Source organism: Klebsiella sp. KP20-425-1, assembly GCF_025813515.1.
Classification (GTDB): domain Bacteria; phylum Pseudomonadota; class Gammaproteobacteria; order Enterobacterales; family Enterobacteriaceae; genus Klebsiella; species Klebsiella pneumoniae.
This window is the reverse complement of record NZ_CP109614.1, coordinates 1,888,251-1,905,998: the sequence shown is the minus strand read 5'-3', so window position 1 is coordinate 1,905,998 and position 17,748 is coordinate 1,888,251. Positions and strand designations below refer to the sequence as shown.

The following is a 17,748-nucleotide window of genomic DNA, read 5'->3' as shown; positions in this document are numbered from 1 at the left end:
TATTCTTCTGCTGCTTAATCGTGACACAAGAGCATTCAGGCCGCAGGGTGGCGCCTGAATGATGACGTGTCTATAAGGGTGGCAAAAGACGCGAGCGATGCAAGCGAAACGTGATGATTTAGACGCTTAGCGCTTGTTTTTGTGACTGGATATCCTGTTCTATATCGGCCCGGACATCTTTCGGCAGCGCCAGGGCGTCTCCCAGCGCATTAAGGTAGCTACGCTCCATAAAATGGTCGATATCAATCACCGCGCAGCTGACGTAGTAGATCTCCAGCGCCTCCTGCGGGTCGATGATGCCCTCGGCGAGACGCTGCGGATCCAGCGGCTGGGCTAGCGCCTGGTCAATTAGCACCCGGGCCTGAACGTCAATATTGGCCGCCCGCAGCTGAGTTTCAATATTTGCCCGCTCGTGGTCATCAATATGACCGTCGCTTTTCGCGGCAAATACCAGGGCCGTGATCAGCCGCACGCTGCGCGGATCGACATCCGTCGGCGCCGCTGCCGTCTCAGGCGCCTGGGCGGACGTATTCTGCGCGCGCATTTTCTGCTGATACTTGTTCCATAACACCGTGCCCGCCACCGCCCCGCCGCCTGCCAGCAGCGCGCTAGTGCCATATTTCGCCAACAATTTGCGTGACGATTTGCTGGCCACCAGCAATCCGGCCAGCCCACCGATGGCGCCGGGCAGCAGGCCGCTCCCTTTTGACGACTCGCCGGACGGTGACGCACCCTGCTGCCCGAGCAGCGACTGCAGTTGATGTAGCCAGTTAGCCATGGTTTTCCTCTCAGGTGACAAACACTGTTATCAGCCTAAACGACGCGATGTCAGGAAATGTTAGATATGGCTAAAGATGCGCAAAGGTACGTGCGACGGCAGCATCGGAGCCGACCGACCAGTGACTGACCGCCAGCGTTCAGGCTGCCCTGGCTTTGCGCGCTTTGGCCGCCGGCACGGCGTCATCACCCGCCGGAGAAGTCTCGGCGGTAGCCGACGGCGCGGAGGCGTCCTGTGCGGGCGTCTCTTGCTCCGGCAGTCGGCCAACTCGCAGGATATGCTGCAGCGCTTCTTTACGCTCCGCCAGCCACATCGCCATGGTATCGCGCTGGACGTCATCCATCTCCAGCGGCGATGCCACCAGCCAGTCATTCAGCACCTCTGCCAGATCGAGCATTTTGTCGTAAGCGTCGGCCTCTTTTTTGCTGGCAAAAGACATTTTTTCCTCACCTTCGCGGATCACCACATATTTAATTTCAACCGCCATACTGCAGCCTCTCAACACTGTATTTTTATACAGTATAGCAAATTTCCCTCCCGGACTCAACTCACGCGCGTTACGCGCGTAAAGACATACGCAAACGTTTTCGTTTATAATCGCTGCCATCTTTTTTTACTGCGGATGAGAGTTATGACTGTATTAGGCACCGCGCTGCGCCCGGCAGCCACCAAAGTTATGCTGTTAGGTTCCGGCGAGTTGGGTAAAGAAGTCGCTATTGAATGTCAGCGTCTGGGCATTGAAACCATCGCCGTAGACCGCTACCCCGATGCCCCGGCGATGCAGGTCGCCCACCGCGCCCACGTCATCAATATGCTGCACGGCGAGAGCCTGCGCGCCCTGATTGAACAGGAAAAACCTGATTATATCGTGCCGGAGATCGAAGCTATCGCTACCGACACCCTGGTCGAACTGGAACAGGCCGGGCAGAAAGTGGTCCCCACGGCGCGGGCGGCAAAGCTCACCATGAACCGCGAAGGCATTCGCCGCCTGGCGGCGGAAGAGCTGCAGCTTCCCACCTCCCGCTATCGTTTTGCCGACAGCGAAGAAGGCTTCCGCGCGGCGGTTACCGAGATCGGTTTGCCATGCATCGTTAAACCGGTGATGAGCTCCTCCGGCAAAGGCCAGAGCTTTATCCGCTCGGCTGACCAGCTCAGCGAAGCCTGGCGCTATGCGCAGCAGGGCGGCCGCGCTGGCGCCGGACGGGTGATCGTCGAGGGGGTGGTGAACTTCGATTTCGAAATCACCCTGCTCACCGTCAGCGCTGTCGATGGCGTGCATTTCTGCGCTCCGGTTGGCCATCGTCAGGAAGACGGCGATTACCGCGAGTCCTGGCAGCCGCAGCAGATGAGCGACCTGGCCCTCGAGCGTGCCCAGGCCATCGCCCGCGAGGTGGTGCTGGCGCTGGGAGGTTATGGTCTGTTTGGCGTGGAGCTGTTCGTATGCGGCGACGAGGTGATCTTCAGCGAAGTCTCCCCGCGACCACACGACACCGGGATGGTGACGCTTATCTCCCAGGATCTCTCGGAATTCGCCCTGCACGTTCGCGCCTTCCTCGGGCTACCCGTCGGCGCTATCCGCCAGTATGGTCCGGCCGCCTCCGCGGTGATCCTTCCGCAGTTGTCCAGCCAGAACGTCAGCTTTGGCCAGCTGCAGTCGGCCGTCGGGGCTGGCCTGCAGCTGCGTCTGTTCGGCAAGCCGGAGATTGACGGTACCCGCCGCCTGGGGGTAACCCTCGCCGTCGCCGATTCGGTTGAGGAGGCCGTGGCGCGCGCTAAAGCCGCCGCCGCGGCGGTCATCGTCGAAGGGTAAAGACAAAAAACCCGGTCGCGTTGCCGCAGACCGGGTTGTTGACCTGGAGGCGTGGTTTATTTCGCGCCTTCCACCGCTTCTCGCGCGAGGGTGGTGATGCGATCGTAGTCGCCGGCTTCGAGGGCGTCGGCTGGCACCAGCCAGGAACCGCCGATGCACAGTACGCTGTTCAGTGCCAGGTAGTCACGGTAGTTGGCCGGAGAGATACCGCCGGTCGGGCAGAAACGAATGTGGCCGAACGGACCCGCAATCGCCTGCAAGGCTTTCACGCCGCCGTTGGCTTCCGCCGGGAAGAATTTAAACTCTTTCAGGCCATACTGCATACCCAGCATCAGCTCAGATACCGTGCTGATCCCCGGGATCAGCGGGATGGTGCCGTCTTCGGTCGCCGCTTTCAGCAGGGATTCGGTCAGACCCGGGCTGATAGCGAACTGCGCGCCGGCTTCCGTTACCGCTTTCAACTGCTCAACGTTGGTAACCGTGCCCGCGCCGACAATCGCGTCCGGAACTTCTTTGGCAATCGCGCGGATCGCCTCCAGGGCGCACTCGGTGCGCAGGGTAACTTCCAGCACGCGAACGCCGCCCGCCACCAGCGCTTTCGCCATCGGTACCGCGTGTTCCAGCTTTTTCACTACGATAACCGGGACAACCGGACCGGAGGTGAGGATTGCTTCTGCTGTTGTTTTCCAGTTTTTCATCAGGATTTTCTCTCGCCAGATCTAGAAATTAAATCGTCTTAAAAAGTGATGCAGGTTGCGCCCTGCTCCGCGCCAGAGAGCTTCTCACGCAGCGCCCCAAACATCTCCCGACCGGTTCCCACGCGCGATGCGCTGAGGTCAGGGATATGCGGCTGACGCGCCGCCAGTTCGGCCTCATCCACCAGCAGCGTCAGTTCCCCCGTCTGTCCGTTCACGCGAATAAGATCGCCATCGCGCACTTTCGCCAGCAAGCCGCCATCATACGCTTCAGGCGTGACGTGAATGGCTGACGGGACTTTACCGGAGGCGCCAGAGAGTCGGCCATCGGTCACCAGCGCTATTTTGAAACGGCGGTCCAATAATACACCAAGTGGCGGCATAAGTTTATGTAATTCTGGCATCCCGTTCGCTTTTGGCCCCTGATGACGGACCACCACCACGCAGTCTTTGTCCAGCAGCCCCGCTTCAAAGGCCGGCAACACGTCGTGCTGGCTCTCGAATACCACCGCCGGCGCTTCAATCACCTGGTTCTCCACCGGGACCGCCGAAGTTTTCATTACCGCGCGTCCCAGGTTGCCGCTCAGCACCTTGGTGCCGCCGTGGCGGGAGAATGGTTTTTCAAAGGTCGCGATGACCTGGTCGTCCAATGGCGCTGTCGCCCCTTCGCGCCAGTCCAGCTCGCCGTTATTCAGCCATGGCTCCAGGGTGTAGCGCGACAGGCCAAAGCCGGCCACGGTGTGAACATCCTCATGCAGCAGGCCGCCTTTCAGCAGCTCGCGCACCAGTACCGGAACGCCGCCTGCCGCCTGGAAGTGGTTGATATCCGCCGGGCCGTTGGGATAGAGGCGCGCCAGCAGCGGCACCACGTCTGACAGGTCGGAGAAATCGTCCCAGTTAATGATAATTCCCGCCGCGCGGGCCATCGCCACCAGGTGCATAGTGTGGTTGGTGGAGCCACCGGTCGCCAGCAGCGCCACGATGCCGTTGACCACCACTTTTTCGTCAAACATTTTGCCCAGCGGCATCCACTCATTGCCGTTGCCGGTCATGCGGGTGACCTGGCGCGCGGCGGCGGCGGTCAGCGCTTCCCGCAGCGGAGCATCCGGATGGACAAAGGACGAGCCCGGCAGCTGCATGCCCATAAATTCGACCACCATCTGGTTGGTGTTTGCCGTTCCGTAGAAAGTACAGGTCCCCGGCGCGTGATAAGAGGCGGCTTCGGACTCCAGGAGCGCCATACGGTCAACTTTCCCTTCTGCATACAGCTGGCGAATGCGAACCTTCTCTTTATTCGGCAGGCCGCTGGCCATCGGACCGGAGGGAATAAAGACCGACGGCAGATGGCCAAATGAGAGCGCCGCCATGGTCAGACCGGGAACAATTTTATCGCAGACCCCGAGATACAGGGCCCCGTCGAACATGTTATGCGACAGGCCGATGGCGGCGGACATAGCGATCACCTCGCGGCTCAGGAGTGAAAGCTCCATCCCGTCCTGCCCCTGCGTTACGCCGTCGCACATCGCCGGCACGCCGCCGGCGACCTGGCCGACCGCATTGGCGCTGTGCAGCGCTTTGCGGATGATCTCCGGGTAGTGTTCATAGGGCTGGTGAGCGGACAACATGTCGTTGTAGGAGGTGATGATGGCAATGTTGTTGCGCAACATGCTCTTCAGGGAGGCTTTGTCGTCAGCCTGGCAGGCCGCGAATCCGTGAGCCAGATTGCCGCAGGCCAGTTGCGCACGATGCACGGTGTCGGTTTTGGCCTGGTTAATCCTTGCGAGGTAAGCCGCGCGGGTGTCACGCGACCGTTCGATAATGCGATTTGTTACCCGTAACATTGTCGAATTCATAAAGGCTCCTCAAATTTTTATCTGTCCGGCCGCTGCGTGATGACGTGTTGACGTGGTAAAGGCCACAAACACCAGCGCTCAGGGGCAAAATGTCTGCAGGCAGTGTAATAAAAAAAGCCCCGTGGGTGAATCCTCACGGGGCTTAAAAGATTAAAAAGCGTGCGACTTTCTGCGTCAGATCATGTTACCGGTAAAATAACCCTGACGGATTAGCCTCCAGCCTTACTCGAACTCGTTCCATGAACGACCGTCGCGAGTGATCATGGCCACCGACGCAACCGGTCCCCAGGTCCCGGCCTGATACGGTTTCGGCGCATCGCGGTCGGCTGCCCAGGCTTCGGTAATGGAGTCAACCCATTTCCACGCCTCTTCTACTTCGTCGCGGCGAACGAACAGCGCCTGGATGCCACGCATGGTCTCCAGCAGCAGACGTTCATAGGCATCGGCCAGATGCGTCTGGTTGAAGGTTTCGGAGTAGCTCAGATCCAGTTTAGTGATCTGCAGGTTATGTTTATGATCGAGGCCCGGCACTTTGTTCAGTACCTGGATATCTACCCCTTCGTCCGGCTGCAGGCGAATGGTCAGCTTGTTCTGCGGCAGCTCCTGCCAGGTCTCTTTAAACAGATTCAGTTCCGGGGTTTTGAAGTAAACCACTACCTCTGAGCATTTGGTCGGCAGACGTTTGCCGGTGCGCAGATAGAACGGTACGCCAGCCCAGCGCCAGTTATCGATATCGACGCGGATCGCCACGAAGGTTTCGGTGTTGCTGGTCTTGTTGGCCCCCTCCTCTTCGAGATAGCCAGGCACTTTTTTGCCCTGGGCAAAGCCGGCGGTATACTGGCCGCGAACGGTTTTCTCGCGCACGTTGGAGCGGTCAATACGGCGCAGGGATTTCAGCACCTTGACCTTTTCATCACGGATGCTGTCGGCGCTGAGATCGGACGGCGGTGACATGGCAATCATGCACAGGATCTGCAGCAGGTGGTTCTGGATCATGTCGCGCATCTGCCCGGCCTGGTCGAAGTAACCCCAGCGCCCTTCAATACCCACCTCTTCCGCGACGGTGATTTCGACGTGATCGATGGTGCGGCAGTCCCAGTTATTGACGAACAGGGAGTTGGCGAAGCGCAGCGCCAGCAGGTTGAGGACCGTCTCTTTACCGAGATAGTGGTCGATACGGTAGACCTGACACTCTTCAAAAAACTCGCCGACCTGGTCGTTGATTTCACGGGAGGTTTCCAGCGAGGTGCCGAGCGGTTTTTCCATGACTACGCGCGCAGGCTTGGCATTAAGCTTCGCTTCGCCCAGCCCTTTACAGATCGCGCCAAAGGTGCTCGGCGGCATAGCGAAATAGTTGATGGTGACACGGTTCTTTTGATCCAGCATCTCACCCAGGCGGGTGAAGCCGCTGGTGTCATTGACGTCAAGATTACAGAACTCCAGGCGTCCGCTCAGGGTATCCCACAAACCTTCATCAATTTTTTCCTTCATGAAGGTTTCCAGCGCTTCGCGCACGACTTTGGTATAAGCCGCTTTATCCCAGTCCGCACGGCCGACGCCAATGATTCTGGTGTCAGCGTGGATCTGGCCCGCCTTTTCAAGCTGATACAGGGAAGGCAACAATTTACGCCGCGCCAGGTCGCCCTTCGCGCCGAAAATGACCAGGTCGCATGCCTGGGCCGTTTGCGTTACCGCCATGTCATTCTCCTCAGTTGATAGTCTGGTGCTTTTGCCAGGCTATATTTGTAATTTTCTTACACTGCACTGTACTGTGTTTACGTATTTCCCGAAAGCCTTCCCCTTCGTTTGCGGCGGTAAAACCGCACAGGGTGAAAACATTCGGCGATGATTTGGGCATTCGGCCGTTATTGTTCGTTGTTTGTACCTGGTTCAGGTCAGTAAAATACGACCCTGATCATGTAATGAAAAAAAACAACATCATTTCACGTCATTCCTCACCGCTTGCGCTTGCGGAGGGGTATATTCTTGCTAAAACGCCCAATGATTTCACCCATTAATGAAATCGTTTCCATTGATGAGCGCCCTGTTACTAATGAACATGCTGGAAAAAATCCAGTCCCGACTGGAACACCTTAGCAAATCTGAACGCAAAGTGGCGGAAGTGATCCTCGCCACCCCCGAGCAGGCCATTCATTCGAGCATCGCCGCCCTCGCCCTTGAGGCCGGGGTTAGCGAACCGACCGTCAATCGCTTCTGCCGTAGTCTCGAAACCCGCGGATTCCCTGACTTCAAACTGCATCTGGCCCAGAGCCTTGCGCACGGCACGCTCTATGTTAACCGGAATGTCGATGAAGACGACAGCGTTGAGTCATACACGGGAAAAATATTCGAATCGGCCATGGCGAGTTTAGATCAGGTGCACCATTCTCTCGACATGTCGGCGGTAAATCGCGCGGTGGATCTGCTGACTCAGGCCAAAAAAATCGCCTTTTTCGGCCTCGGCTCCTCAGCGGCGGTCGCTCACGACGCGATGAACAAATTTTTCCGCTTTAACGTGCCGGTCATCTATTCCGACGACATTGTCCTGCAACGGATGAGCTGTATGAATTGCGATGACGATGATGTGGTGGTGATTATCTCGCATACCGGAAGAACCAAGAGCCTGGTGGAGCTGGCGCAGCTGGCTCGTGAAAACGATGCCATGGTGATCGCGCTCACCTCCGCCGGTACGCCGCTAGCCAGGGAAGCCACGCTCGCCATTACCCTTGATGTGCCGGAAGATACCGACATCTATATGCCGATGGTCTCCCGTTTGGCCCAGTTGACCGTCATTGACGTGTTGGCGACTGGCTTTACCTTGCGTCGGGGGGCAAAATTCAGAGATAACTTGAAGAGGGTCAAGGAAGCGCTGAAGGAATCGCGTTTTGATAAAGAACCATTCGTACCCAGTGATAATCAATAAAAGTTGATAACAAGCAGTACCCCATTACACCTTCGATAACGATCCGGCTGTGCGACGTTGCAGGCTGGCGCTACCGAATCCATGTTCACGCAACACCAAAGTTGTATCAGTCAACGGAGTATTACATGTCCAGAAGGCTTCGCAGAACCAAAATCGTTACTACCTTAGGCCCGGCAACTGACCGCGATAACAACCTGGAAAAGGTTATCGCCGCGGGCGCAAACGTAGTACGTATGAACTTCTCTCACGGCACCCCGGAAGATCATCAGCTCCGTGCCGACAAAGTGCGTGAGATTGCGGCAAAACTGGGCCGTCATGTGGCCATCCTCGGCGACCTCCAGGGACCAAAAATTCGCGTATCGACCTTCAAAGAAGGCAAAATTTTCCTCAACGTCGGCGATAAATTCCTGCTCGACGCAAACCTTGGCAAAGGCGAAGGCGACAAAGAGAAAGTCGGGATCGACTATAAAGGCCTGCCGGCGGACGTCGTGCCGGGCGATATCTTATTGCTCGACGATGGTCGCGTGCAGCTGAAAGTCCTCGAAGTTCAGGGGATGAAAGTGTTCACTGAAGTGACCGTCGGCGGCCCGTTGTCCAACAACAAAGGGATCAACAAGCTGGGCGGCGGCCTGTCTGCCGAAGCGCTGACCGACAAAGATAAAGCTGATATCGTCACCGCCGCTAAAATCGGCGTCGACTACCTGGCCGTCTCTTTCCCGCGCTGCGGCGAAGACCTGAACTACGCCCGTCGCCTGGCGCGCGATGCCGGCTGCGATGCGAAAATCGTCGCCAAAGTTGAGCGTGCCGAAGCGGTTTGCGATCAGGATGCGATGGACGACGTGATCCTCGCCTCCGATGTGGTAATGGTTGCCCGTGGCGACCTCGGCGTCGAGATCGGCGATCCTGAGCTGGTGGGCATCCAGAAAGCGCTGATCCGTCGTGCCCGTCAGCTGAACCGTTCCGTCATTACCGCCACCCAGATGATGGAGTCGATGATCACCAACCCGATGCCGACTCGCGCGGAAGTGATGGACGTGGCCAACGCCGTGCTGGATGGTACCGATGCGGTGATGCTCTCCGCGGAGACCGCTGCCGGTCAGTATCCTTCGGAAACCGTGGCCGCGATGGCGCGCGTGTGTCTGGGCGCGGAAAAAATCCCTAGCCTCAACGTCTCCAAACACCGTCTGGACGTCCAGTTCGACAACGTGGAAGAAGCGATTGCCATGTCGGCGATGTATGCCGCCAACCACCTGAAAGGCATCACCGCCATCATCACCATGACCGAATCGGGCCGTACCGCGCTGATGACTTCGCGCATTAGCTCCGGTCTGCCGATTTTCGCCCTCTCCCGCCACGAGCGCACCCTGAACCTGACCGCCCTCTACCGCGGGGTGACGCCGGTGTTCTTCGACAGCCAGAATGACGGGGTGGCCGCCGCGCACGACGCCGTCAATCTGCTGCGGGACAAAGGCTATCTGGTCTCCGGCGACCTCGTGGTCGTGACCCAGGGTGACGTGATGAGCACCATCGGCAGCACCAACACCACCCGTATCCTCACCGTCGAGTAAGCACGGTAGAGATAAAAAAGCCTCCTGACGGAGGCTTTTTTTATTTCTTTTTCGGGAACAGCTCTTTGCGTTTGTAGGGCTCAATTTCACCCGGCTTGCGCGTTTTCAGCAGCTTCAGGATCCAGGTATACTGCTCGGTGTGCGGCTTAACAAACACTTCCACTTCTTCGTTCATCCGCCGGGCGATGGTCGTATCGTCAGCGTCCAGCAGATCGTCCATCGGCGGGCGCACCAGCACCGTCAGGCGGTGCGTCTTACCATCGTAGACCGGGAACAGCGGTACGACGCGGGCGCGGCACACTTTCATTAAGCGGCCAATCGCCGGCAGCGTGGCCTTGTAGGTAGCAAAGAAATCCACAAACTCGCTGTGTTCGGCGCCGTGATCCTGATCGGGCAGATAGTAGCCCCAGTAGCCCTGGCGCACCGACTGAATAAACGGTTTGATCCCATCGTTGCGCGCGTGCATACGCCCGCCAAAACGACGACGCACGGTATTCCACACGTAATCGAACACCGGGTTACCCTGGTTATGGAACATCGCCGCCATCTTCTGCCCGCCGGAGGCCATCAGCATCGCCGGGATATCCACACCCCATGCATGCGGAACGAGAAAAATCACCTTCTCATTATTGCGCTGCATCTCGTCGATGATCGCTTTCCCCTGCCAGTCGACGCGGGCAAGGATTTTCTGCGGATCGCGCAGGCCCAGCTCGGCCATCATCACCATCGCCTGCGGCGCCGAGGCATACATGGCGTCGATAATCGCTTCCCGCTCGTACTCGCTTTTTTCCGGGAAGCAGTACAGCAAATTAATCTGCGCCCGGCGGCGCGAGCTTTTCGCCAGACGCCCTACCAGACGACCGAGTTTGCCGAGGAGCGGATCGCGAAAGGATGGCGGCGTCAGCGCAATACCGGCGAAGGCAAAGACCCCCAGCCAGGCGCCCCAGTAGCGCGGCAGTAAAAAGGATTTTTCAAACTTAGGGATAAACTCAATATTATTTTTTTTCGTTTCCATGCCCAATCCGCAGATCGACTGCTTAATCAAGATAATGGGATAGTGTAGCGAGACGTCGGGTATCCTACAAAAGAAAAAGCCGGCGCCCTGGGGCACCGGCTTTCCACTGACCGGTGGTTAGTCAAACCGCAGCTGCGGAACGACCTCTTTGACCTGCGCCAGATAGTCGGTCCGGTCAGAACCGCTCAGCCCTTCGGTACGCGGCAGCTTAGCCGTCAGCGGGTTGACCGCCTGCTGGTTGATCCACACTTCGTAGTGCAGGTGTGGCCCGGTAGAGCGTCCGGTATTCCCCGACAGCGCAATGCGATCCCCGCGCTTCACTTTCTGCCCCGGCTTCACTAACAGCTTACGCAGGTGCATGTAGCGAGTGGTATAGGTGCGGCCGTGGCGGATCGCGACGTAATACCCGGCAGCGCCGCTGCGTTTGGCCACGACTACTTCACCATCGCCCACCGCCAGCACTGGCGTTCCCTGCGGCATCGCGAAATCGACGCCACGGTGCGGCGCGACGCGGCCGGTGACCGGGTTCAGACGACGCGGATTAAAGTTAGAGGAGACGCGGAACTGACGCGCCGTTGGGAAGCGCATAAAGCCCTTCGCCAGACCCGTCCCGTTGCGGTCGTAGAATTTGCCGTCTTCGGCGCGGATGGCATAGTAATCCTTACCGTCAGAGCGAAGACGCACGCCGAGTAACTGGCTTTGCTCACGTTTGCCGTCGAGCATTTCGCGCGACATCAATACCGAGAATTCGTCGCCTTTCTTCAGCTTACGGAAATCCATCTGCCACTGCATGGCCTTGATCACCGCGCTGATTTCCGTGCTGGTCAGCCCGGCATCACGCGCGCTGGAGACAAAGCTGGCGCCGACGGTGCCCTTCAGCACGCTGTTGACCCAATCGCCTTTCTGCAGCTCGCTGCTCATTTTAAAACCGTTATCCACACGGGTATAGGTGCGGGTCTCGCGGCGGGACATCTCCCAGGTCAGGCTCTGCAGATCGCCGTCGGCGGTCAGGGTCCAGGAGAGCTGCTGGCCAATCTTCAGGTTGCGCAACTCTTTATCGGCGGAGGAAAGCTGGGCGATATCGCCCATATCGATACCGTACTGGTTCAGGATGCTGCTGAGCGTATCGCCGGTCGACACCACGTATTCGTGCCCGCCGGCATCGCTATCGGCTTTTTCGTCGAGCTCATCCTGAGGAATGGCTTCTTCTTCCTGTGGGGCCTGATCGATCGGCTCGGAGGCTTCCGGCAGCAGGGAGCGGATCTCGCTTTTTTCCAGTTCAATGGTTCTGACGATGGGGGCGGATTCCGGGTGGTAAATGTAGGGTCGCCAGACGGCGACCGCTAAGGTAAGAACGCTAAGCGACCCCAGCATGACGCGATGAGGTCGTGGCAAATTGTTGAATGCCTGAGTGACAGCGCGGGCTATCTGTTGCACGTATTCACTTCCTCGTTAATCTCCTTTCAGGCAGCTCGAATACTGATTCGCCAGTTGGGTGAGGAATTGCGGGTAACTCGTTTTACCCAGCGTAATTCCTGTCCCCAGTGGATCCAGGGTCCCCATGCGCACAGACGTGCCCCGGGCAACAGCTTCGATAACCGCTGGCCTGAACTGTGGCTCAGCAAAAACGCAAGTGGCTTTCTGCTCAACCAGTTGTGTTCTGATTTCGTGTAAACGCTGCGCACCGGGCTGTATTTCAGGGTTGACGGTAAAGTGCCCCAGCGAGGTCAAACCGTAGTGTTTTTCAAAGTAACCGTAGGCGTCATGAAAAACGAAATAGCCCTTCCCTTTCAGCGGTGCCAGCTCATTGCTCACCTGCTTGTCGGTCGCCGCCAGCGCGGTCTCGAACTGCTGCAGGTTGCTGTCGAGTTTGGCTCGACTCTGCGGCATAAGTTCCAATAATTTATCGTGGATTGCAACCGCCGAAAGCCGCGCTATCTCTGGGGATAACCACAGATGCATATTGTAAATACCGTGATGGTGATCGCCGTCACCTTTTTCTGCTGCGCCATGGTCATGACCATGGTGATCGTCATCGTCGTCCGCCCCGGTGATGAGCAGCGGTTTGACCCCATCCAGCTCGGCAATCGTCACCTTTTTATTCGCCGCAATGCTTTGCGTCGACTTATCCATAAAGGCTTCCATTTCCGGACCAATCCACACCACTAAGTCTGCGTTCTGTAAGCGTTTTACATCAGAAGGACGGAGGGAATAATCATGCTCGGAGGCGCCATCGGGCAGCAGCACCTGGGTCTCGGTCACCCCATCGGCGATGGCCGCCGCGATAAAGCCCAGCGGTTTCATAGAAGTCACCACGGCGGCGCTGGCCAGCGGTACCTGCGCGAACAAAAAAACAGCGCCAAGTCCAGCGCAAAGAAGCGTATTTTTATGTAACATAATGCGTCTAGTCATCGAAATAAGTGAGTGTGATGTGATATTATAACATTCACTAGCTTGTGCAACCCCTAAATTACTATGACAAACCTTGTAACGCTGGAAAATGTCTCGGTGGCCTTTGGCCAACGCCGCGTGTTGTCTGACATCTCGCTGGCTCTCACGCCAGGCAAAATCTTAACCCTGCTGGGCCCCAACGGCGCCGGCAAATCGACCCTTGTGCGGGTGGTTCTCGGGCTGGTAGCACCGACAGAGGGTGTTATCAAGCGTGACGCACGCCTGCGCATCGGCTATGTGCCGCAGAAACTGCATCTGGACGCCACGCTGCCGCTGACCGTTAGCCGCTTCCTGCGTTTGCGCCCGGGCACCCGTAAAGACGACATCCTGCCGGCGCTGAAGCGCGTGCAGGCGGGGCATCTGATCGATGCGCCGATGCAAAAGCTCTCCGGCGGCGAAACGCAGCGCGTACTGCTGGCCCGCGCCCTGCTCAACCGTCCGCAGCTGCTGGTGCTGGATGAACCGACCCAGGGTGTTGACGTCAACGGCCAGGTGGCGCTCTACGATCTTATCAACCAGCTGCGCCATGAACTGGACTGCGCGGTGCTAATGGTATCCCACGATCTGCATCTGGTGATGGCCAAAACCGACGAAGTTTTGTGCCTGAACCAGCATATCTGCTGCTCTGGCGCACCGGAGGTGGTCTCCATGCACCCGGAGTTTATCTCCATGTTCGGCCCGCGCGGCGCGGAACAGCTGGGGATATACCGCCACCACCATAATCACCGCCACGACCTTCAGGGGCGAATTGTACTGCGTCGGGGAAACAGCCGCTAATGATTGAACTTCTGTTACCTGGCTGGCTTGCCGGGATGATGCTGGCCTGCGCCGCTGGTCCGCTGGGCTCCTTTGTGGTCTGGCGCCGCATGTCTTATTTCGGCGACACGCTGGCGCATGCGTCTCTGCTCGGCGTCGCTTTCGGTTTATTGCTTAACGTCAATCCGTTCTATGCGGTGATCGCCGTGACCCTGCTGCTGGCTGGCGGGCTGGTGTGGCTGGAAAAACGACCGCATCTGGCGATCGATACCCTGCTGGGCATCATGGCGCACAGCGCGCTGTCCCTGGGGCTGGTGGTGGTCAGTCTGATGTCTAACGTCCGCGTCGATCTGATGGCGTATCTGTTCGGCGATCTGCTGGCGGTTACGCCGCAGGACCTGATCGCCATTGCCACTGGCGTGGTGATTGTGATTGGCATTCTGCTCTGGCAGTGGCGGAATCTGCTGGCGATGACCATCAGTCCGGACCTGGCGTTTGTCGACGGCGTGAAGCTGCAGCGGGTCAAGCTGCTGTTGATGCTGGTCACCGCCCTGACTATCGGCGTGGCGATGAAGTTCGTCGGGGCGCTGATCATTACTTCCCTGCTGATTATCCCGGCCGCCACCGCCCGCCGTTTTGCCCGTACGCCGGAGCAGATGGCCGCCGTGGCGGTGGGCGTGGGCATGCTGGCCGTTACCGGCGGGTTAACCTTCTCGGCTTTCTATGATACCCCGGCCGGGCCGTCGGTGGTGCTCTGCGCCGCGGTGCTGTTTATTCTCAGCATGACGAAAAAAGCCGCCAGCTGAAAATGAAAAAGCCCGGTCACGCTGCTGACCGGGCTTCACCATGAACTGCTCAACCGCAACGCGCTACGGCATTTCCGGCGGCGTAATCCCGAAATGATTCCAGGCGCGCACCGTCGCCATTCTTCCCCGCGGCGTACGCTGCAGAAAGCCCTGCTGAATTAAGTAGGGCTCCAGTACATCTTCAATGGTTTCCCGCTCTTCGCCAATCGCGGCGGCGAGGTTATCCAGCCCCACCGGGCCGCCAAAGAACTTATCTATCACCGCCAGCAGCAGCTTACGGTCCATATAGTCGAACCCTTCCGCATCGACGTTAAGCATATCCAGCGCCTGGGCGGCAATATCGGCGGAGATGGTGCCGTCGTGGCGCACTTCCGCAAAGTCACGCACCCGGCGCAGCAGACGGTTGGCAATACGCGGCGTGCCGCGTGAACGGCGGGCTACTTCCAGCGCGCCCTCGTCGCTCATCTCCAGCCCCATATGGCGGGCGCTGCGGCTGACAATATGCTGCAGATCGGGGATCTGATAGAACTCCAGACGCTGCACGATGCCAAAGCGGTCGCGCAGCGGCGAGGTCAACGAACCGGCGCGGGTGGTGGCGCCGATCAGGGTAAACGGCGGCAGATCGATCTTGATGGAACGCGCCGCGGGACCTTCGCCAATCATAATATCCAGCTGGTAATCTTCCATTGCCGGATAGAGCACCTCTTCCACCACCGGCGAGAGGCGATGGATCTCATCGATAAACAGAACATCGTGCGGTTCGAGGTTGGTGAGCATCGCGGCGAGATCGCCCGCCTTCTCCAGCACCGGGCCGGAGGTGGTACGCAGATTCACCCCCATTTCATTGGCGACGATATTGGCCAGGGTGGTTTTCCCCAACCCTGGCGGGCCAAAAATCAGCAGGTGATCGAGGGCGTCGCCGCGCAGCTTCGCCGCCTGGATAAAGATCTCCATCTGCGAACGCACCTGCGGCTGGCCGACATACTCTGCCAGCAATTTTGGGCGGATGGCGCGGTCAGCGGCCTCTTCAAAGCCGCTGCTGTCTGCCGATACCAGCCGGTCTGCTTCAATCATCCCTTACCTCACAACGCAGCGCGCAGCGCTTCGCGAATTAGCGTTTCACTGTTGGCGTCCGGACGCGCGATCTTGCTGACCATCCGGCTGGCCTCCTGCGGTTTATAGCCCAGCGCGACCAGCGCGGCAACCGCTTCCTGCTCGGCATCGTCCGCCGTTGGGCCTGCCGGCGAGGTCAGCACCAGATCGGCCGCCGGGGTGAACAGGTCGCCGTGCAGCCCTTTGAAGCGATCTTTCATCTCAACGATCAGACGTTCAGCGGTTTTTTTGCCAATCCCCGGCAGCTTCACCAGCGAGGCGACCTCTTCCCGTTCAACGGCGTTGACGAACTGCTGCGCCGACATGCCGGAGAGGATCGCCAGCGCCAGCTTGGGCCCCACGCCGTTGGTTTTAATCAACTCTTTAAACAGGGTACGTTCCTGTTTGTTGTTAAACCCATACAGCAGCTGGGCATCTTCACGCACCACAAAGTGGGTGAAGACGATCGCCTCCTGCCCGGCCTCCGGCAGCTCATAGAAGCAGGTCATTGGCATATGCACTTCATAGCCGACGCCCGCCGTTTCCAGCAACACCAGCGGGGGTTGTTTTTCGAGAATGATGCCTCTGAGTCTGCCTATCACGTGGGGCTCCTGCGTTATGGTCTAAGTATCTGGCGGTATCATAAAAAAAGGCTGGATAGATATCCAGCCTGATTTGCGATTATCGTAAGCGCCCCCGCGCCAGATTGAGCCGGGTCTCGCTGATCTGAGCGGCATTCTGGCTGACATGGCAATGGGTGATGGCAATCGCCAGCGCATCCGCCGCATCCGCCTGCGGATTGGCGGGCAGCTTGAGCAAGGTGCGCACCATATGCTGGACCTGGCTCTTTTCGGCGCTGCCAATCCCGACCACGGTCTGCTTGACCTGACGGGCGGCGTATTCAAACACCGGCAGCGCCTGATTGGTCGCTGCGACGATCGCCACCCCGCGCGCCTGCCCGAGCTTTAACGCCGAGTCGGCATTCTTGGCCATAAAGACCTGCTCAATGGCGAAATAGTCGGGCTGGAACTGGGTGATGATCTCCGTCACCCCGGCGTAGATCAGCTTCAGCCGCGACGGCAGATCGTCCACTTTGGTGCGGATGCATCCGCTGCCCAGGTAGCTCAGCTGCCGCCCAACCTGGCGGATCACGCCATAACCGGTAACGCGCGACCCCGGGTCAATGCCGAGAATAATAGCCATCACGCGCCTCCGGTTAACCGTGGATGCGGCTGCATCACAGGGTGGCTGCGACCTCGTCGGAGATCTCGCCGTTATGGTACACTTCCTGCACGTCGTCGCAGTCTTCGAGCATATCGATCAGACGCAGCAGCTTCGGCGCCGTCTCGGCATCCATATCCGCTTTGGTGGACGGAATCATTGAGACTTCGGCAGCGTCGGCTTTCAGGCCGGCGGCTTCCAGCGCGTCGCGCACAGCGCCCATCTCTTCCCAGGCGGTGTAGACGTCGATGGCGCCGTCGTCATAGGTCACCACGTCTTCTGCGCCTGCTTCCAGCGCCGCTTCCATGATAGTGTCTTCATCGCCTTTCTCGAAGGAGATAACGCCTTTCTTGCTGAACAGGTAGGAGACGGAACCATCGGTGCCGAGGTTACCCCCGGTTTTGGTGAAGGCGTGACGCACTTCCGCAACGGTACGGTTACGGTTGTCGGACAGACATTCCACCATCACCGCGGTGCCGCCAGGACCGTAGCCTTCATAAATGATGGTTTCCATGTTCGCGTCTTCATCGCCGCCGACGCCGCGCGCGATGGCGCGGTTCAGGGTGTCGCGAGTCATGTTGTTAGACAGCGCTTTATCAACGGCCGCACGCAGACGCGGGTTGGAAGCCGGATCGCCGCCGCCCAGACGCGCGGCGGTGACCAGCTCGCGAATGATTTTCGTAAAGATTTTACCGCGTTTGGCATCCTGTGCCGCTTTGCGGTGTTTGGTGTTGGCCCATTTACTATGACCTGCCATAAAAAACTCTCCAAAAAGCGCGC

18 protein-coding genes are annotated in these 17,748 nt (G+C 58.5%); 5 read left to right on the top strand and 13 right to left on the bottom strand.

Annotated features, from left to right (window positions below):
* Positions 1 to 118: 118 nt before the first annotated feature.
* Both OHJ17_RS09275 and OHJ17_RS09270 read right to left on the bottom strand, forming a co-directional pair.
* Complete coding sequence (locus tag OHJ17_RS09275) at positions 119 to 778, bottom strand: tellurite resistance TerB family protein (protein ID WP_004145550.1); 660 nt, start codon at positions 776 to 778, stop codon at positions 119 to 121.
* A 139-nt stretch (positions 779 to 917) separates the two neighbouring features.
* A complete protein-coding gene (locus OHJ17_RS09270) occupies positions 918 to 1,265 on the bottom strand; it encodes a YebG family protein (protein ID WP_002911410.1) in 348 nt (115 codons plus the stop codon).
* Between the two features lie 144 nt (positions 1,266 to 1,409).
* Here OHJ17_RS09270 and purT point away from each other — a divergent pair, with 144 nt between their 5' ends.
* A complete protein-coding gene (gene purT, locus OHJ17_RS09265) occupies positions 1,410 to 2,588 on the top strand; it encodes a formate-dependent phosphoribosylglycinamide formyltransferase (protein ID WP_002911418.1) in 1,179 nt (392 codons plus the stop codon).
* Between the two features lie 56 nt (positions 2,589 to 2,644).
* Here the strand turns inward: purT and OHJ17_RS09260 are convergent, their stop codons facing one another.
* From OHJ17_RS09260 to OHJ17_RS09245, 4 genes are all read right to left on the bottom strand, one after another.
* Entirely contained in the window at positions 2,645 to 3,286 is a 642-nt protein-coding gene (locus OHJ17_RS09260; RefSeq protein WP_002911423.1) for a bifunctional 4-hydroxy-2-oxoglutarate aldolase/2-dehydro-3-deoxy-phosphogluconate aldolase, read from the bottom strand.
* Positions 3,287 to 3,324: 38 nt separating this feature from the next.
* A complete protein-coding gene (edd, locus tag OHJ17_RS09255) occupies positions 3,325 to 5,136 on the bottom strand; it encodes a phosphogluconate dehydratase (protein WP_002911425.1) in 1,812 nt (603 codons plus the stop codon).
* Between the two features lie 222 nt (positions 5,137 to 5,358).
* Positions 5,359 to 6,834: a glucose-6-phosphate dehydrogenase gene (gene zwf, locus OHJ17_RS09250; RefSeq protein ID WP_002911427.1), complete on the bottom strand. Its 1,476-nt coding sequence runs from the start codon at positions 6,832 to 6,834 to the stop codon at positions 5,359 to 5,361.
* 10 nt (positions 6,835 to 6,844) lie between these two features.
* Positions 6,845 to 6,994, bottom strand: coding sequence for a hypothetical protein (locus OHJ17_RS09245; RefSeq protein ID WP_004145554.1), 150 nt, complete (start codon positions 6,992 to 6,994; stop codon positions 6,845 to 6,847).
* Positions 6,995 to 7,153: 159 nt separating this feature from the next.
* Here OHJ17_RS09245 and OHJ17_RS09240 point away from each other — a divergent pair, with 159 nt between their 5' ends.
* Together OHJ17_RS09240 and pyk are read left to right on the top strand one after the other, a co-directional pair.
* Complete coding sequence (locus tag OHJ17_RS09240) at positions 7,154 to 8,059, top strand: MurR/RpiR family transcriptional regulator (RefSeq protein WP_004145555.1); 906 nt, start codon at positions 7,154 to 7,156, stop codon at positions 8,057 to 8,059.
* Between the two features lie 125 nt (positions 8,060 to 8,184).
* On the top strand, positions 8,185 to 9,627 hold the full coding sequence (gene pyk, locus OHJ17_RS09235) for a pyruvate kinase (protein WP_002911440.1): 1,443 nt from the start codon (positions 8,185 to 8,187) through the stop codon (positions 9,625 to 9,627).
* A 40-nt stretch (positions 9,628 to 9,667) separates the two neighbouring features.
* Here the strand turns inward: pyk and lpxM are convergent, their stop codons facing one another.
* The 3 genes from lpxM to znuA all read right to left on the bottom strand — a co-directional run bounded on the left by lpxM (position 9,668) and on the right by znuA (position 13,039).
* On the bottom strand, positions 9,668 to 10,642 hold the full coding sequence (gene lpxM, locus OHJ17_RS09230) for a lauroyl-Kdo(2)-lipid IV(A) myristoyltransferase (protein WP_004175421.1): 975 nt from the start codon (positions 10,640 to 10,642) through the stop codon (positions 9,668 to 9,670).
* A 117-nt stretch (positions 10,643 to 10,759) separates the two neighbouring features.
* Positions 10,760 to 12,079, bottom strand: a complete 1,320-nt coding sequence (gene mepM, locus OHJ17_RS09225; RefSeq protein WP_004148858.1) for a murein DD-endopeptidase MepM — start codon at positions 12,077 to 12,079, stop codon at positions 10,760 to 10,762.
* 15 nt (positions 12,080 to 12,094) lie between these two features.
* Positions 12,095 to 13,039, bottom strand: a complete 945-nt coding sequence (gene znuA, locus OHJ17_RS09220; protein WP_004180437.1) for a zinc ABC transporter substrate-binding protein ZnuA — start codon at positions 13,037 to 13,039, stop codon at positions 12,095 to 12,097.
* Positions 13,040 to 13,150: 111 nt separating this feature from the next.
* Between znuA and znuC the strand changes: the two genes are divergently transcribed.
* Both znuC and znuB read left to right on the top strand, forming a co-directional pair.
* Positions 13,151 to 13,870 (top strand): zinc ABC transporter ATP-binding protein ZnuC, encoded by a 720-nt coding sequence (gene znuC, locus OHJ17_RS09215; protein ID WP_004197828.1) that lies wholly within the window; start codon positions 13,151 to 13,153, stop codon positions 13,868 to 13,870.
* Complete coding sequence (gene znuB, locus OHJ17_RS09210; RefSeq protein WP_002911451.1) at positions 13,870 to 14,655, top strand: zinc ABC transporter permease subunit ZnuB; 786 nt, start codon at positions 13,870 to 13,872, stop codon at positions 14,653 to 14,655. The genes znuC and znuB overlap by 1 nt, the downstream gene beginning before the upstream one ends.
* Positions 14,656 to 14,718: 63 nt before the next feature.
* On the opposite strand, the gene ruvB is transcribed toward znuB, so the two are convergent.
* From ruvB to OHJ17_RS09190, 4 genes are all read right to left on the bottom strand, one after another.
* Entirely contained in the window at positions 14,719 to 15,729 is a 1,011-nt protein-coding gene (gene ruvB, locus OHJ17_RS09205) for a Holliday junction branch migration DNA helicase RuvB (protein WP_004148860.1), read from the bottom strand.
* 8 nt (positions 15,730 to 15,737) lie between these two features.
* Positions 15,738 to 16,349, bottom strand: a complete 612-nt coding sequence (gene ruvA / locus OHJ17_RS09200; protein ID WP_002911454.1) for a Holliday junction branch migration protein RuvA — start codon at positions 16,347 to 16,349, stop codon at positions 15,738 to 15,740.
* A 79-nt stretch (positions 16,350 to 16,428) separates the two neighbouring features.
* Positions 16,429 to 16,950: a crossover junction endodeoxyribonuclease RuvC gene (gene ruvC / locus OHJ17_RS09195; RefSeq protein ID WP_002911456.1), complete on the bottom strand. Its 522-nt coding sequence runs from the start codon at positions 16,948 to 16,950 to the stop codon at positions 16,429 to 16,431.
* Between the two features lie 34 nt (positions 16,951 to 16,984).
* The gene (locus OHJ17_RS09190; protein ID WP_002911459.1) at positions 16,985 to 17,725 is read right to left on the bottom strand and encodes a YebC/PmpR family DNA-binding transcriptional regulator; all 741 of its coding nucleotides are present in this window, start codon (positions 17,723 to 17,725) and stop codon (positions 16,985 to 16,987) included.
* Between the last annotated feature and the right edge of the window lie 23 nt (positions 17,726 to 17,748).

Bases quoted from the DNA above. Each gene is read 5' to 3' on its own strand.
- OHJ17_RS09275 (WP_004145550.1), bottom strand. From the start codon at position 778: ATGGCTAACTGGCTACATCAACTGCAGTCGCTGCTCGGGCAGCAGGGT.
- OHJ17_RS09270 (WP_002911410.1), bottom strand. From the start codon at position 1,265: ATGGCGGTTGAAATTAAATATGTGGTGATCCGCGAAGGTGAGGAAAAA.
- purT (WP_002911418.1), top strand. From the start codon at position 1,410: ATGACTGTATTAGGCACCGCGCTGCGCCCGGCAGCCACCAAAGTTATG.
- OHJ17_RS09260 (WP_002911423.1), bottom strand. From the start codon at position 3,286: ATGAAAAACTGGAAAACAACAGCAGAAGCAATCCTCACCTCCGGTCCG.
- edd (WP_002911425.1), bottom strand. From the start codon at position 5,136: ATGAATTCGACAATGTTACGGGTAACAAATCGCATTATCGAACGGTCG.
- zwf (WP_002911427.1), bottom strand. From the start codon at position 6,834: ATGGCGGTAACGCAAACGGCCCAGGCATGCGACCTGGTCATTTTCGGC.
- OHJ17_RS09245 (WP_004145554.1), bottom strand. From the start codon at position 6,994: ATGCCCAAATCATCGCCGAATGTTTTCACCCTGTGCGGTTTTACCGCC.
- OHJ17_RS09240 (WP_004145555.1), top strand. From the start codon at position 7,154: ATGAAATCGTTTCCATTGATGAGCGCCCTGTTACTAATGAACATGCTG.
- pyk (WP_002911440.1), top strand. From the start codon at position 8,185: ATGTCCAGAAGGCTTCGCAGAACCAAAATCGTTACTACCTTAGGCCCG.
- lpxM (WP_004175421.1), bottom strand. From the start codon at position 10,642: ATGGAAACGAAAAAAAATAATATTGAGTTTATCCCTAAGTTTGAAAAA.
- znuA (WP_004180437.1), bottom strand. From the start codon at position 13,039: ATGTTACATAAAAATACGCTTCTTTGCGCTGGACTTGGCGCTGTTTTT.
- znuB (WP_002911451.1), top strand. From the start codon at position 13,870: ATGATTGAACTTCTGTTACCTGGCTGGCTTGCCGGGATGATGCTGGCC.
- ruvB (WP_004148860.1), bottom strand. From the start codon at position 15,729: ATGATTGAAGCAGACCGGCTGGTATCGGCAGACAGCAGCGGCTTTGAA.
- ruvC (WP_002911456.1), bottom strand. From the start codon at position 16,950: ATGGCTATTATTCTCGGCATTGACCCGGGGTCGCGCGTTACCGGTTAT.
- OHJ17_RS09190 (WP_002911459.1), bottom strand. From the start codon at position 17,725: ATGGCAGGTCATAGTAAATGGGCCAACACCAAACACCGCAAAGCGGCA.